Origin of the sequence: Streptomyces sp. NBC_00250 (genome assembly GCF_036192275.1) — a bacterium.
Taxonomy (GTDB): Bacteria; Actinomycetota; Actinomycetes; order Streptomycetales; family Streptomycetaceae; genus Streptomyces.
The window spans coordinates 8571616-8584358 of record NZ_CP108088.1 but is presented as its reverse complement, the minus strand read 5'-3'; the positions used below and the strand labels follow the sequence as shown (position 1 = coordinate 8584358).

Genomic DNA, 12743 nt, shown 5'->3' with positions numbered 1-12743 from the left:
GGCGCGTCAGGGACTGAACGACAGGAACACGAAGGCGGCGAAGATCGCGAGATGGACGCCGCCCTGGAGGAGCGTGGCCCGCCCGGGCACCACGGTCAGGGCGCTCACCACACCGGTGAGGACGAGCAGGACCATGTGGAGCGGGCCAAGGCCCAGGACCAGGGGCCCGGACAGCCAGATCGAGGCGAGCGCGATCGCCGGAATCGTCAGGCCGATGCTGGCGATCGCGGAGCCGTACGCGAGGTTGAGGCTGGTCTGGACGCGGTCCCGGCGGGCCGCGCGGACGGCGGCGAGGGTCTCGGGCAGCAGCACCATCAGGGCGATGACGACGCCGACGACCGCCTTGGGCAGGCCCGCCGACTGGACGCCGTCCTCGATGGTCGGCGAGATGAGCTTGGCGTTGCCGACGACGGCGACGAGGGCGACGACGAGGAGGCCGAGGCTGGTCCAGGCATCGCGCCTGGTCGGCGGGTCGGCGTGCTCGTCCTCCGAGTCGTGGCCGGGGCGCGGCACGGGCAGGAAGTAGTCCCGGTGCCGCACGGTCTGGACGCCGACGAACACGCCGTACAGGCAGATGGAGGCGACAGCGGCGAAGGCGAGCTGGACGCCGGAGAACTCGGGGCCCGGATGGCTGGTGGTGAAGGTCGGCAGGACCAGCGTCATCGTGGCCAGGGTGCAGACGGTGGCGAGCGCGCCGCCGGAACCCTCGGCGTTGAAGACCGCGACGCGGTTGCGGAGCGCGCCGACGAGGAGGGAGAGACCGACGATGCCGTTGCAGGTGATCATGACGGCGGCGAAGACGGTGTCCCGTGCGTAGGTCGAGGTCTTCTCACCGCCTCCCACCATCAGCGAGACGATGAGTCCGACCTCGATGACGGTGACGGCCACGGCGAGGACGAGCGAACCGTAGGGCTCGCCCACCCGATGGGCGATCACTTCGGCGTGGTGGACCGCGGCGAGGACGGCCGCGATCAGGCAGAGCGCGATGAATCCGACGGCGAAGCCCGGCAGGTCGCGCCCCCAGGCCGCGACAAGCGCAAGCGCCGCCACCACCGGCCCCCAGGTGGTCCACTGCCGTGTCAATGACGCCGTGCTCGAACTCATGATCCGCATCCTGCCACAAAGGGGGCTTTCGCCCGGTTCGGTCAATCCAGGGGGTCGCTGAGGCCGCGCTCGTACGCGGTGAGGGTCTCCAGGAACATCCGCCGCTGCGCCGCGTCGAGCGGGGCGAGGGCCGTGCGCCAGGCGTCGGCGCTGCGGCCGAGCCAGCCGTCGATGGCGGCGCTGTGCGCGGGCGCGATGGACACGATCTTGCGCCTGCGGTCGGCGGGGTCCTCCACCCGTTCCAGTACGCCCTTCTTCGCCAGGTCCCCCACCATCAGGCTCACGGTCGTGGGGGCGACCTCCAGCCGGGTGGCGAGCTCGTTGACGCTCAGCGACCCGTCGAACAGGAGGTAGGCGAGCAGGGAGAGATGGCGGGGCGCGAGCGTGAACGACTGCAGTTCGTCGGGAATCCTGATGCGCTTCGCCCGCGAGACCATCCGGGGCATGAGCAGCAACAACGTCCGCACGGCCTCGTCCAGTTCCGGCCCGTCGGCGGTCTCGTCCCCCTCGTGTGCGGTTGACACCCTGCACCCTCCCTTTTAGCTTTGCTTTCAAAGCAAATAGATCCGTCGGGATCGATGCTACCGGAAGGCACCCCCATGTCCGATTTCAACCGACAGGTCATCGAGGAGTTCCGCGCCAACGGCGGTCGCGTGGGCGGGATGTTCGAGGGGGCGGCCCTGCTCCTCCTCACCACGACGGGCGCCCGCAGCGGCCGCCCGCACACCAACCCCGCCGTGTTCGTACGCGACGGGGCCCGGCTGCTCGTCTACGCGTCGAACGCCGGCGGACCGAAGCACCCCGCCTGGTTCCACAACCTCCGCGCCGACCCGCACGTGACCGTCGAGCTCGGCACCCCGGAGGGCACGGTCGAACGCTTCGCGGCGACGGCGGTGGTGACGGAGGGCGAGGAACGGGACCGGCTGTACGCAGAACAGGCCACCCGCGATCCGGGGTTCGCCGCCTACCAGGCGGGCACGGACAGGACCATCCCCGTCGTCGCCCTGCACCGCGTGGACCTCACGGACCCGGCGCGACACCACGCGATCGCCGACCACCTGGTGAAGGTCCACGCCGAACTCCGCGCCGAGCTCGCCGCGTTACGCGAGGGCCTCGACTCCACGACACCGGACGAGGCGGTGGGAGCGGCGGCGGACGCCCCCGAGCTCGGGCGGCAGCTCGCCCGCCACTGCCTGACGTTCTGCGGCGCGCTGCACGCCCACCACCACAACGAGGACAGCGTCTTCGACCTCCTGGAGCGACAGTTCCCCGAACTGTCCGACTCCCTGGCCCGGATGCGCGAGGAGCACAAGGCGGTCGCCCGCACGGTGGAGGAACTGGAGGCACTGCTCACCTCGGGGGCCTCACCGGCGACCCTCCGCGCGGAGGTGGACCGACTGGCGACCCGCCTGGAGGAACACTTCACATACGAGGAGGCGCAGTTGCTCCCGGCACTCACTCGCACCCGCGTCGTGCCGGGCACGTAGCACCGCCTGCCCCGGGGGCAGGGTGCGCCCCGGCCACGGGTCAGCGCGGCAGGCCGCGGGCAGGGGCTTCGGCGGCGGCCTTCAGGTCCCGCAGCCACGCTTCGAGGCCCTCGCGGAGAAGCCCGTTCGCGGTGGGAACGTCCGCCTCGACCTGGGGGCCGGTGTGGGTCTCCTCGGTGCTGACCCGTACACCTCCCCCGACCTCGGTGAAGTTCCAGACGTGGACGCCGTCGATGCGCAGCCCTTCGCCGACCGCGGGGCCGGTCCAGCGGATGCACGCATGGTGCTCGATCTGCCGGACGGTCGAGGTGATCTCCAGGCTGGTGGCTGGAATCGAGGGGATGGGCGGGATCGGCATCGTCCACCGGAAAGCCGAACCCCTGCGGAGAGGGCCGTGACCGAGACGCTCCACGGACTCGACGGGGGCCTGCCAGGACGGCCAGCGCTCCACGTCGGTCTGCAGCTTCCAGATGGTGCGCAGCGGGGCGTTGATCACGATCTCGGTCCGGTGGCGGACGAGGGCGTCGGGGACGACGCCCTCACCTCGGCAGGTAAGGGAAGCCGCGGGGTGGGGCCCCACGGCGCGGGAGCCGACGGACGCGGCAGCCCCGGCGGGCGCGGCGGCGGTGCCGAGGAGGCCGAGGACGACCGGGACGGTGACAAGAGCGGCGCGGATGCCGGTGCTGCGGGTGCCGGACATGGAGTTCTCCTCTGTCGGTCGGGGCGTGAGCACCGTCCACTCTTTGATAGAGGCTCACGCTTTCGTTAGAAGTTGTAACTCACCATCCAGTGAAGGGTCAACGGGTCCGTGATAACTTCTCACCAACCCTTGAGGTTGTAGCCGAATGAACGAGGACGGTGGCAGACCATGGCCGCGGCGACGGGCACGAACACCCCACGGGAGCGCTATCGGGCCCAGGTGCGGGCGGAGATCACGAAACGCGCCTGGGAGCAGATCGCCACGGCGGGAGCCTCCGCTCTCTCCCTCAACGCGATCGCCAAGCAGATGGGCATGAGCGGACCCGCGCTCTACCGCTACTTCGCCAGCCGCGACGACCTGATCACCGAACTCGTCCGGGAGGCCTACCAAAGCCTCGCCGACACGCTCCGCACGGCCTCGGCCGCCGGTGCCGACCTCTCCGGACTCGCACATGCCCTGCGCGACTGGGCCCTGACGGACCCTCAGCGGTACTTCCTCGTCTACGGCACGCCCATACCCGGCTACCACGCGCCGGCGGACACCACCGCGCTCTCCTCCGCGATCATGACGACGCTGCTCGACGCGGTCGCGTCACTCCCCGGGGCGAGCGCCACGACCGCCTTCGGCAGCTACCTGGAGGACCATCGGAACTGGGCCGCCGGCCACCCCGCCCCGCCGGGGGCGCTCCACCGGTTCCTGACCTTCTGGACCCGCATGCACGGCGTCCTGTCGCTGGAACTCGCGGGCCACTTCACCGGCATGGACCTCGACCCGGCCCTGCTCTTCACGGCCGAACTGGACGAGCTGCTGGCACCCCTGCCCTGAGGCGGGACGCGGATCCTACGGCGTGCGGAAGCCGCGGAAGGTGACGTGCTTGCGGGTCACGAAGCCGAGCTTCTCGTAGAGGGCGATCGCGCCGGCGTTCGCCTCGGCGACGTGGAGGAAGGGCGCTTCGCCCCGCGCCTCGATGCGCGCGGCGAGCGCGCCGACGAGGCGGGCGGCGTGGCCCCGCCCGCGGGCCTCGGGCGCGGTGCAGACCGCGCTGATCTCGGTCCAGCCCGGGGGCCGGAGGCGCTCGCCGGCCATGGCCACCAGCGCGCCCTTCTCGCGGATGCCGAGGTAGGTGCCGAGTTCGGGGGTACGGGCCCAGAAGGGTCCGGGCCGGGTGCGTTCGACGAGGTCGAGCATCTCGGGCACGCTGTCCGCGCCCAGTTCGACCACGCCGTCGTCCGTCTCGTCTCCCTGAGGGTCGGACGTGCCGTCGCCCGGCCGGATCATCTGGCGGCCTTCCAGGACGAAGACGGGCTCCCAGTCCGACGGCGGGAGCACCGGGCAACTGAACATGTCGGCGAACTCGCCCCGGCCGAGGAGTTCGGTGAGGTCGGCCCACCTCGCCGGATCCGGGTCGGTGGACACGGCGGCGAAGGTCGAGACGTCCGGGAGGTAGGTGGCGGCCAGGCCGACGCGGCGGGCGAGGTGCGCGTGACGGCCCCGGAGGGACTCACCCACCGGGTCGTCCAGTACGAAGGGATCGCGGCCCGCCATGGTGTCGTCCCACCTCCTCGCGCACGAAGTCTAGGGCCTGTCCGACCTGGTCCGATGGACGGGCCCCGAGGGGACGCCGACCCGCGGGTCCGGGTCGGCTCGACCGCAGGCGGCCGCGCCGGAACCGGCGGTCGGGTGCGCCCGGACAGCTCTAGAGCGGGCGCTCGTGGCCCTCCCAGTACGGGTCGCGGAGACGTCGCTTGTACAGCTTGCCGTTGGGGTCGCGGGGCATGGTCTCGACGAAGTCGACCGACTTCGGTCGTTTGAAGCCCGCGAGGCGGTCGGCGCAGTGCGTCAGGATCTCGTCGGCGAGCGCGGCGCCCGGTGTGTGGCCCTCGGCCGCCTCGACGACCGCCTTGACCTCCTCGCCCCAGTCGGCGTGCGGGATGCCGAAGGCGGCTGCGTCGGCGACGGCGGGGTGGGCGAGGAGGGCGGCCTCTATCTCGGCCGGGTAGATGTTGACCCCGCCGGAGATGATCATGTCGATCTTGCGGTCGCGGAGGAAGAGATAGCCGTCCTCGTCGAGGACCCCGAGGTCCCCGACGGTGAAGAAGTCGCCGATGCGGTTCTTCGCGGTCTTCGCCTCGTCCTTGTGGTACTGGAAGCCGCCGGTGTTCATCTTCAGGTAGACGGTGCCGAGTTCACCGGGCGGCAGCCGTACCCCGTCGTCGTCGAAGACGGCGAGTTCGCTGATGGGCCAGGCCCTGCCGACCGTTCCGGGCTTCTTCAGCCACTCCTCGGCGGTCGCGAAGGCGCCGCCGCCCTCGCTGGCCGCGTAGTACTCCTCGACGCACCGCCCCCACCAGTCGATCATCGCCCGCTTGACGTGCTCGGGGCAGGGTGCGGCGCCGTGGATCGCGTGGCGCATGGAGGAGACGTCGTACCGGTCCCGTACCTCCTGGGGCAGCGAGAGCAGCCGGTGGAACTGGGTGGGGACCATGTGGGTGTGGGTGCAGTCGTACCGGTCGATCAGGCGGAGCATCTCCTCCGGCGCCCATCGGTCCATCAGGACCAGCGGGTGCCCGAGGTGCAGGGCGGCGGCGGCGAACTGGAGCACGGCCGTGTGGTAGAGCGGCGAGCAGACGAGGTGGACGTTTCCGTCGGCGGGCCGGATGCCGAAGATGCCGAGGAAGCCGCCGAGATGGGTCTCCTCGGGGAGCTTTCCGGGGAGCGGGCGGCGGATGCCGCGGGGGCGTCCGGTGGTGCCGGAGGTGTAGTTCATGACCCAGCCGAGGGTCCGCTCGGCGGGCGCGGACCCGTCCTGGTCTTCGAGCAGCTCGGCGTACGGGCGGAAGCCGGGGATCGTACCGACGGCGTACCGGTGGGTGGCCGCGAGCCCGGCCTCGTCGGCGGCGAGCGTCACCGCTTCGGCGAAGCGTTCGTGGGCGATGAGGACCTTGGCGCCGGAGTCGGCGACGATCCAGGCGATCTCGGGTCCGACGAAGTGGTGGTTGACGGGGACGAGATAGAACCCGGCCTGGGTGGCGGCCAGATGGGCGGTGAAGAACTCGGGGCCGTTGGGGAGGACGACGGCGAAGGCGTCGCCGCGTTCGAGACCGGCTGCGCGCAACCCGTGGACGAGCCGGTTGGCCTCGGTGTGCAGCCGGCCGGCGGTCCACTCCTCGCCGTCGGGTGCGACCAGGACCGTACGACCGGGGTCGGCGGCGGCCTGGGACCAGAATCCTGCGGCTGTGGCTGACTGGCTCATGCCTCGCTCCGTCCGGCGATGCGGTTGATGCGGTCGACGGCCTTCTCGAAGCCGCGGGTGAGCTCGTCCACGACCTGTCGGACGCTGCGCTCGGAGTTCATCCGGCCGACGATCTGCCCCACGGGGGTGCCGAGAAGCGGTTCGACCTCGTGCCGCTGGATGCGGGAGACGGCCTCGGCGACCAGAAGTCCCTGGAGCGGCATGGGGAGCGGGCCCGGTCCCGCCGGGTCGTCCCAGGCGTCCGTCCACTCGGTGCGGAGCTGCCGGGCGGGCTTGCCGGTCAGGGCACGGGAGCGGACGGTGTCACCGGAACCGGCGGCGAGCAGCTTGGCGGTGAGGGCGCGGGAGTGCAGTTCGGCCTCGGTGGTGGTGAGCCAGATCGAGCCGAGCCAGACGCCCTGGGCGCCGAGGGCGAGCCCGGCGGCGATCTGCTCCCCGCTGCCGATGCCGCCCGCGGCGAGCACGGGCAGCGGGGACACGGCGTCCACGACCTCGGGAGTGAGGACCATGGAGGCGATCTCGCCGGTGTGGCCGCCGGCCTCGTATCCCTGGGCGACGACGATGTCGATCCCGGCGTCGGCGTGGTGGCGGGCGTGCCTGGCGCTGCCGGCGAGGGCGGCGACGAGGACGCCGTGGTCGTGGGCACGGGCGACGACGTCCGGGGGCGGTGAGCCGAGGGCGTTGGCCAGGAGTTTGATCGGGTAGTCGAAGGCCACGTCGAGCTGGTTGCGGGCGACCTGCTCCATCCAGCCGGTGATGCGCCAGCCGGAGGCCTCGCCCTCGGCGAGTTCGGGCACGCCGTGCTTGGCGAGGGTGGCCCGGACGAACGCCCGGTGCTCCTCCGGAATCATCGCCTCGACCTCGGCCTCGGTCACCCCCTCGACCTTCTTCGCGGGCATCACGACGTCGAGGCCGTAGGGCAGGCCGTCGGTGTGCTCCTGCATCCAGTCGAGGTCGCGGGCGAGTTCGTCGGGGTCGGTGTAGCGGACCGCGCCGAGGACTCCGAATCCGCCGGCTCTGGTGAGTGCGGCGGCCACCGCGGGGAAGGGCGTGAAGCCGAAGATGGCGTGCTCGATCCCCAGTGTGCGACTCAGCTCCGTCTTCATGGGCGGCAGGATGCCGCAGCGGCGCGCCGGAGGGAAGAGGTTTTCTGATGCATCGTCAGATTCTTTGCCCGAAGGGCACGGGGAGGGCACCGGGAGGCACCCTCACCGCCTGTCGACGTTTCGTTCGCGTCGACCGTGGGAGAGGGTGGGCATGACGGTGGACATGACGAGAGGTCAGGGTGGACCGAGCCGCCGCGCTTTCGGCGGCGGGGTGCTCGCCCTGGGAGGTGCGCTGATGATCGGTGCGGTGCCGGGGGCTGCGGCAGCCCCGGATCCCGGGTCCGGGAGCGGCGGCGGGAACGGGGGCGGGGGCGCGCGGCGGACCACGCTGCGACACGGCTCGGCCGAGCGGGCGGGGCTGCTCTCCGGGCACCTGGACCGGCTCGTCACGGAGGCCGAGGCCTTCCTCGCGCCCTCCCCCACCCACCCCTGGTACGCGGGGGCCGTGCTGCTCGCCGGGCGGGGCGGGACGGTGGCTCTGCACCGGCCGATCGGCATGGCGGTGCGGTACGCGGCGTACGACGAGAAGACCGACACCGGAGTGGAGCTGCCACCGCACGAGCAGGTCCCGATGACCGAGGACACCGTCTTCGACCTGGCGTCGGTCTCCAAGCTCTTCACCTCGATCCTCGCCGTGCAGCAGATCGAGCGCGGGGCCCTGGAGCTGGAGGCGAAGGTCACCGCGTACCTGCCGGAGTTCGGCGGTGGCGGGAAGCAAGATGTCACGGTCCGTCAGCTGCTCACCCACACCTCCGGGTTCCGGTCCTGGATCCCGCTGTACAAGGAGCCGACGCGGGAGGGGAAGCTGCGGCTGATCTGGAACGAGGTGCCGGCGAACCCGCCGGGCTCGACGTACCTCTACTCGGATCTGAATCTGATCGCGCTCCAGCTGATCCTGGAGGAGATCACCGGTCTCGGTCTGGATGTCCTGCTCCACGACGAGATCACCGCTCCGCTCGGGATGCACCGCACTCGTTTCAATCCACCGCTCTCCTGGCGGCCGGGAATCGCCGCCACCGAGGACGCCCGCCCGCCGTGGTCCGGCCTCGACCGGGGCATGGTCCGGGGCGAGGTCCACGACGAGAACGCCCACGGCCTGGGCGGGGTCGCGGGCCACGCCGGGATCTTCTCGCGCGCCTGGGACCTCGCGATCCTCGCCCGCACCCTGCTCAACGGCGGGGCGTACGGCCGGGCCCGCATCCTCTCCCCCGCCTCGGTGGAGCTCATGTTCACCGACTTCAACACCGCGTTCCCCGGCGACGAGCACGGACTCGGCTTCGAGCTCTACCAGCACTGGTACATGGGCGCGATGGCCACGCCCCGGACCGCCGGGCACACCGGCTTCACCGGCACCAGTCTCGTCCTCGACCCGACGACCGACGCGTTCCTGATCGTCCTCGGCAACTCGGTGCACCCGGTGCGCACCTGGCGCTCGGGGTCGGCTCCCCGGGTCGCCACCGCGAACGAGCTGGCCAGGGCAGTGCCCGTACGACCGGCCCGGGGCCGTACGGCTTGGTTCTCCGGCATGGCGAGCGCCACGACGGCCACCCTGACGCTCCCCCATGTGGCGGGCGCCGCACACCTGGAGTGCGCTCTGTGGTGGGACACCGAGCCGGGCACCGACCGGGTCGCCCTGGAGGCCTCCGCCGACGGCGGCACGACCTGGCAACCCGTTCCCTTCGCCACCGACGGCGCCACCGACGGCACCACCGAGCACCCGACGGGCACGGTCGGCGGCTGGTCCGGCCGCGTCTGGCACACCGTGTCCGCGCCGCTGCCCGGGCCGAACGCGCTCCTGCGCTGGCGGTACACCACGGACCAGCGGTACGTGGGACGGGGCGTGTACGTGGACGGGTTGCGGCTCCTCGACGGAGCGGGGCGCCCGGTGTTCGACGAGGCGCGGCCTGCGGACGGGGCGCGGATCAAGGCGAACGGCTGGAGCAGGTCGGCCGATTGAGCCCTCTCGACCACCTGGTCGAACTGCTGGTTCGACCGCGCACACGTGATCATGTGGGGTACCGTCCCGGCGGGAAGTTCTCACCGGGGGGATGAGACGAACGCGAGGGCGAGCGTCTGTCGTGTCGCCCGTTCGCGGTGCCCTTCCGTCCGCGGGGGCCGCCGCAACCGGCCCGTCGGCGAGCGGCACAACCGCTTCGAGACCCAGCCGCTCCCCTGTCGTTCGCCCTTGCTCACCGAGGTGTTCCTTCGTGCTGTCCCTGTCCGAGCGCCGCCCACCGGGCGCGCGCCGCTTCGCCTTGTCCGCATGGCTGTGCGCGCTCTCCCTCGCGGTCCTGGCCGCGGTGGTCCTGGCGGTCACTCCGCAGTCGCCCGCCGTCGCGTCGACGAACGCGGTCACGACCACGCCGACGGTCTCCGCCGAGGAGACCGACACGCCGTTCCCGGCGGGCGGTACCTACTACTGCACGCGCATCCCGGCCCTCGTCACCACCAAGACGGGCGTCCTCCTCGCCTTCGCCGAAGGCCGTGAACGGGACGCCACGACCGGCTGCAGCGATGTCGGCGACAACGACCTGATCATGAAGCGGTCCGTCGACGGCGGGAAGACCTGGGACGCGCAGCCCACGGTCGTGGTCGGCGCCGACCACGAGCTCTCGCACGGCAACCCCGCGCCCGTCGTGGACGGGGTGACCGGCCGCATCACCCTCCTCCACTCCAGCAGCGACTGGGACCGGAACCGGGCCAACCCGAAGCGCGAAGGCTTCGACCGTACGGTGCACGCCGTCCACAGCACGGACGGCGGCCTGCACTGGTCGCCGAGCGTCCCCCAGCCCCAGCTCGACCGGCCCGAGTGGTTCTGGGTCTCGACCGGTCCCGGCCACGGCATCCAGCTCAGCCGCGGCGAGCACTTCGGCCGACTGGTCGTGCCCGGCGACCACCGGGGCGGCGGCAGGGCCGGCGGTCAGCTGTACACCAGCGACGACGGCGGCCTGACCTGGCAGATGCGCGCGGTCTCCGACACGAGCGACACCGGTTCCTACCCCGCCGAACTGGCCGTCGCGGAGACCGTCGACGGCCATGTGTACGTCAACGCCCGCAACTCCGAGGTCACCCGCTGCACCACCAACGAGCACCGGCTCGCAGCGACGAGCACCGACGAGCACCGACGAGCACCGACGAGCACCGACGGCGGAACGACCTTCGCGGCGCCCTTCGCCCCCGTGGCCAACCTCGACACCTCCCCGACCTACGGCTCTCTGCTGCGGCTGACCCACGACCAGGACGACCGGCCCGACCGGCTGCTGTACTCGGGCCCGTCCCGGCTCGGCGCGAACGTGCTGGAGGACCGGCGCGATCTGGCCATCCGCTCCTCGTACGACGAGGGGAAGACCTGGAAGACCGTCGGCTCCCTGATCACGCCGAACCGCAGCGGCTACTCGGACATGACGCTCCTGACGAACGGGTCCATCGGCCTCCTGTACGAGAGGGCCGTCAACGTCCCCCATGGGAACATCGCCTTCACCGCCTTCACCGAGCAGGCCCTGAGCGACTCCGAGACCGAGCTGCGCCGCCCGCGCACGGCCGACACGCGCGTCAAGGGTCCCGGCGAGACCGGCAACCACGCCGTCATCCACGGCGGCGCGCAGCTGGGAACGCGTCTCGGCGGCGTCGCCATGGAGTTCGACGGCCAGGACGACTACCTGCGTCTCGTCTGCTCGCCGACCCTGCGGGTCGAGGACGGGGACTTCACCGTCACGGCCTGGTTCAAGCACTCGGCCACCACCGGCACCCTGCCGGTCATCTGGGCGTACGGCACGCAGGGGCCTCACTTCTCGGTCCGGGCCGAACCCGGGAGCGGCGTCCTGCGCGGCACCGTCGGCACGAGCATCGGCACCACCGAGGTGACGCTCCCGTCCTCGTACAACGACGGCGCATGGCACCACGTCGTGTTCACCCGCAAGGGCCTCACCGTAATCCTCGCCGTGGACGGGGGATCCACGGCCACCGCCGCCATGCCGGCGGGAGCGTCGGCGGCGGAGCGGAACGCCACTCCGGTCGGCGCGTTCAACATCCACATCGGTGCCCGGCCCGACTTCCCCAGCCAGCCGGCCGGCGTGGCGCAGCTCTTCCGCGGCACCCTGGACGACGTGCGGCTCTTCCGCACCGCGCTGACCGACGCCGAAGCGGCCGAGGTGAAGGCGGGCTCCCTCGCCGTGCGGAACAGCGAGGAGAAGCTCCGCCTCGGTTTCTCCACCATCTGGTAGGCGGGCGCACCCCGGCCGGCGGACGTACCCGCTCGCCGGCCGGGGGCGGGGGCGGCTCAGGCCGCCTCCGCGTACAGCTCCTCGATCAGCCGGGCGACGTGCTCCGGCTCCCGCAGTGTCGGGTAGTGGTCGGAGGCGGTCAGTCGGACCAGGCGGCAGTCCGGGATGCGTGCGGCCATCTCCTCGTTGCAGCGCACGACCTCCGGCCGGTCCAGCTCGCCCAGCGCGAGCAGGGTCGGCGCGGAGATCTCCCCGAGCCGGTCGAAGGCGGGCGGGCCGGTGAGCTGGTGGCCGATGTTGCTGAACCAGGCGGGGAGCACCGCCCGGCAGAGGGCGGCCGCGACCGGGTCGGACTCGGGGGTGCCGCCGCCGGCCTGCGCCCACGCGCGCAGGCCGAGCCGGACGATGCCGTCCATGTCGCCGGCCGTGGCCAGCGGTTCGAGACGCTCGAAGAACTCGCCCGAGGTCAGCCCGTCGTACCCGGTGACCCCGGGGACGAGGAGGGCGAGGCCCGCCACCCGCTCGGGCGACTCCAGGGCGAAGTCGACCGAGGTGGCCCCGCCCATGCTGGAGCCCACCAGGACCGCCCGCTCGATCTCGAAGCGGTCGAGGACCTCCGCCAGATCGCGGACCGGGGAGTACGCGGCGGTGGGCGCGGGTGAACGCCCGTAGCCGCGTACGTCGTAGCGGATCACCCGGTGCCGTGCGAGGAGCGCCGGCAGGACCGGGTCCCACACCGCGGAGTCGCCGACGCCGGGATGGAGCAGGACCAGTGGCAGGCCGTCCCCGCCCGCGTCGTCCGCCCAGACTTCACCGTGACTGACAGGCACCATGGTTTCCACGGTCGCCAGTCTGGTGGGGCATACGGGG

General features: G+C 71.9%; 11 protein-coding genes. 4 read left to right on the top strand and 7 right to left on the bottom strand.

The genetic code is table 11. The features are described from left to right. Nucleotides 1–6: 6 nt before the first annotated feature. Complete coding sequence (locus OG259_RS38680; protein WP_328946513.1) at nucleotides 7–1104, bottom strand: calcium:proton antiporter; 1098 nt, start codon at nucleotides 1102–1104, stop codon at nucleotides 7–9. A gap of 41 nt (nucleotides 1105–1145) precedes the next feature. Then, a complete protein-coding gene (locus OG259_RS38675) occupies nucleotides 1146–1550 on the bottom strand; it encodes a MarR family winged helix-turn-helix transcriptional regulator (protein ID WP_328947306.1) in 405 nt (134 codons plus the stop codon). Nucleotides 1551–1703: 153 nt separating this feature from the next. On the opposite strand from OG259_RS38675, the gene OG259_RS38670 reads away from it, so the two are divergent. Beyond that, nucleotides 1704–2591: a nitroreductase/quinone reductase family protein gene (locus OG259_RS38670; protein WP_328946512.1), complete on the top strand. Its 888-nt coding sequence runs from the start codon at nucleotides 1704–1706 to the stop codon at nucleotides 2589–2591. Between the two features lie 40 nt (nucleotides 2592–2631). On the opposite strand, the gene OG259_RS38665 is transcribed toward OG259_RS38670, so the two are convergent. Next, on the bottom strand, nucleotides 2632–3291 hold the full coding sequence (locus tag OG259_RS38665) for an SRPBCC family protein (protein WP_328946511.1): 660 nt from the start codon (nucleotides 3289–3291) through the stop codon (nucleotides 2632–2634). Nucleotides 3292–3459: 168 nt separating this feature from the next. Here OG259_RS38665 and OG259_RS38660 point away from each other — a divergent pair, with 168 nt between their 5' ends. Beyond that, nucleotides 3460–4116, top strand: coding sequence for a TetR/AcrR family transcriptional regulator (locus tag OG259_RS38660; protein WP_328946510.1), 657 nt, complete (start codon nucleotides 3460–3462; stop codon nucleotides 4114–4116). A 15-nt stretch (nucleotides 4117–4131) separates the two neighbouring features. Here the strand turns inward: OG259_RS38660 and OG259_RS38655 are convergent, their stop codons facing one another. The 3 genes from OG259_RS38655 to OG259_RS38645 form a co-directional block, all read right to left on the bottom strand. Beyond that, nucleotides 4132–4836 carry a GNAT family N-acetyltransferase gene (locus tag OG259_RS38655; RefSeq protein WP_328946509.1) on the bottom strand — a complete coding sequence of 235 codons (705 nt, stop codon included), beginning with the start codon at nucleotides 4834–4836 and terminating at the stop codon, nucleotides 4132–4134. A 151-nt stretch (nucleotides 4837–4987) separates the two neighbouring features. Continuing rightward, nucleotides 4988–6544 (bottom strand): acyl-CoA synthetase, encoded by a 1557-nt coding sequence (locus tag OG259_RS38650; RefSeq protein WP_328946508.1) that lies wholly within the window; start codon nucleotides 6542–6544, stop codon nucleotides 4988–4990. Beyond that, nucleotides 6541–7650, bottom strand: coding sequence for an NAD(P)H-dependent flavin oxidoreductase (locus OG259_RS38645; protein ID WP_328946507.1), 1110 nt, complete (start codon nucleotides 7648–7650; stop codon nucleotides 6541–6543). Before OG259_RS38645 ends, OG259_RS38650 begins: the two co-directional genes overlap by 4 nt. 163 nt (nucleotides 7651–7813) lie before the next feature. Between OG259_RS38645 and OG259_RS38640 the strand changes: the two genes are divergently transcribed. Both OG259_RS38640 and OG259_RS38635 read left to right on the top strand, forming a co-directional pair. Next, nucleotides 7814–9607 (top strand): serine hydrolase, encoded by a 1794-nt coding sequence (locus OG259_RS38640; RefSeq protein ID WP_443052089.1) that lies wholly within the window; start codon nucleotides 7814–7816, stop codon nucleotides 9605–9607. A 250-nt stretch (nucleotides 9608–9857) separates the two neighbouring features. Beyond that, the gene (locus tag OG259_RS38635; protein WP_328946505.1) at nucleotides 9858–11873 is read left to right on the top strand and encodes a sialidase family protein; all 2016 of its coding nucleotides are present in this window, start codon (nucleotides 9858–9860) and stop codon (nucleotides 11871–11873) included. Nucleotides 11874–11929: 56 nt separating this feature from the next. Here OG259_RS38635 and OG259_RS38630 read toward each other — a convergent pair whose 3' ends face one another. Continuing rightward, entirely contained in the window at nucleotides 11930–12706 is a 777-nt protein-coding gene (locus OG259_RS38630) for an alpha/beta fold hydrolase (protein WP_328946504.1), read from the bottom strand. Between the last annotated feature and the right edge of the window lie 37 nt (nucleotides 12707–12743).

Bases quoted from the DNA above. Each gene is read 5' to 3' on its own strand.
- OG259_RS38650 (WP_328946508.1), bottom strand. From the start codon at position 6,544: ATGAGCCAGTCAGCCACAGCCGCAGGATTCTGGTCCCAGGCCGCCGCC.
- OG259_RS38630 (WP_328946504.1), bottom strand. From the start codon at position 12,706: ATGGTGCCTGTCAGTCACGGTGAAGTCTGGGCGGACGACGCGGGCGGG.
- OG259_RS38680 (WP_328946513.1), bottom strand. From the start codon at position 1,104: ATGAGTTCGAGCACGGCGTCATTGACACGGCAGTGGACCACCTGGGGG.
- OG259_RS38655 (WP_328946509.1), bottom strand. From the start codon at position 4,836: ATGGCGGGCCGCGATCCCTTCGTACTGGACGACCCGGTGGGTGAGTCC.
- OG259_RS38675 (WP_328947306.1), bottom strand. From the start codon at position 1,550: ATGCCCCGGATGGTCTCGCGGGCGAAGCGCATCAGGATTCCCGACGAA.
- OG259_RS38640 (WP_443052089.1), top strand. From the start codon at position 7,814: ATGACGAGAGGTCAGGGTGGACCGAGCCGCCGCGCTTTCGGCGGCGGG.
- OG259_RS38660 (WP_328946510.1), top strand. From the start codon at position 3,460: ATGGCCGCGGCGACGGGCACGAACACCCCACGGGAGCGCTATCGGGCC.
- OG259_RS38670 (WP_328946512.1), top strand. From the start codon at position 1,704: ATGTCCGATTTCAACCGACAGGTCATCGAGGAGTTCCGCGCCAACGGC.
- OG259_RS38645 (WP_328946507.1), bottom strand. From the start codon at position 7,650: ATGAAGACGGAGCTGAGTCGCACACTGGGGATCGAGCACGCCATCTTC.
- OG259_RS38665 (WP_328946511.1), bottom strand. From the start codon at position 3,291: ATGTCCGGCACCCGCAGCACCGGCATCCGCGCCGCTCTTGTCACCGTC.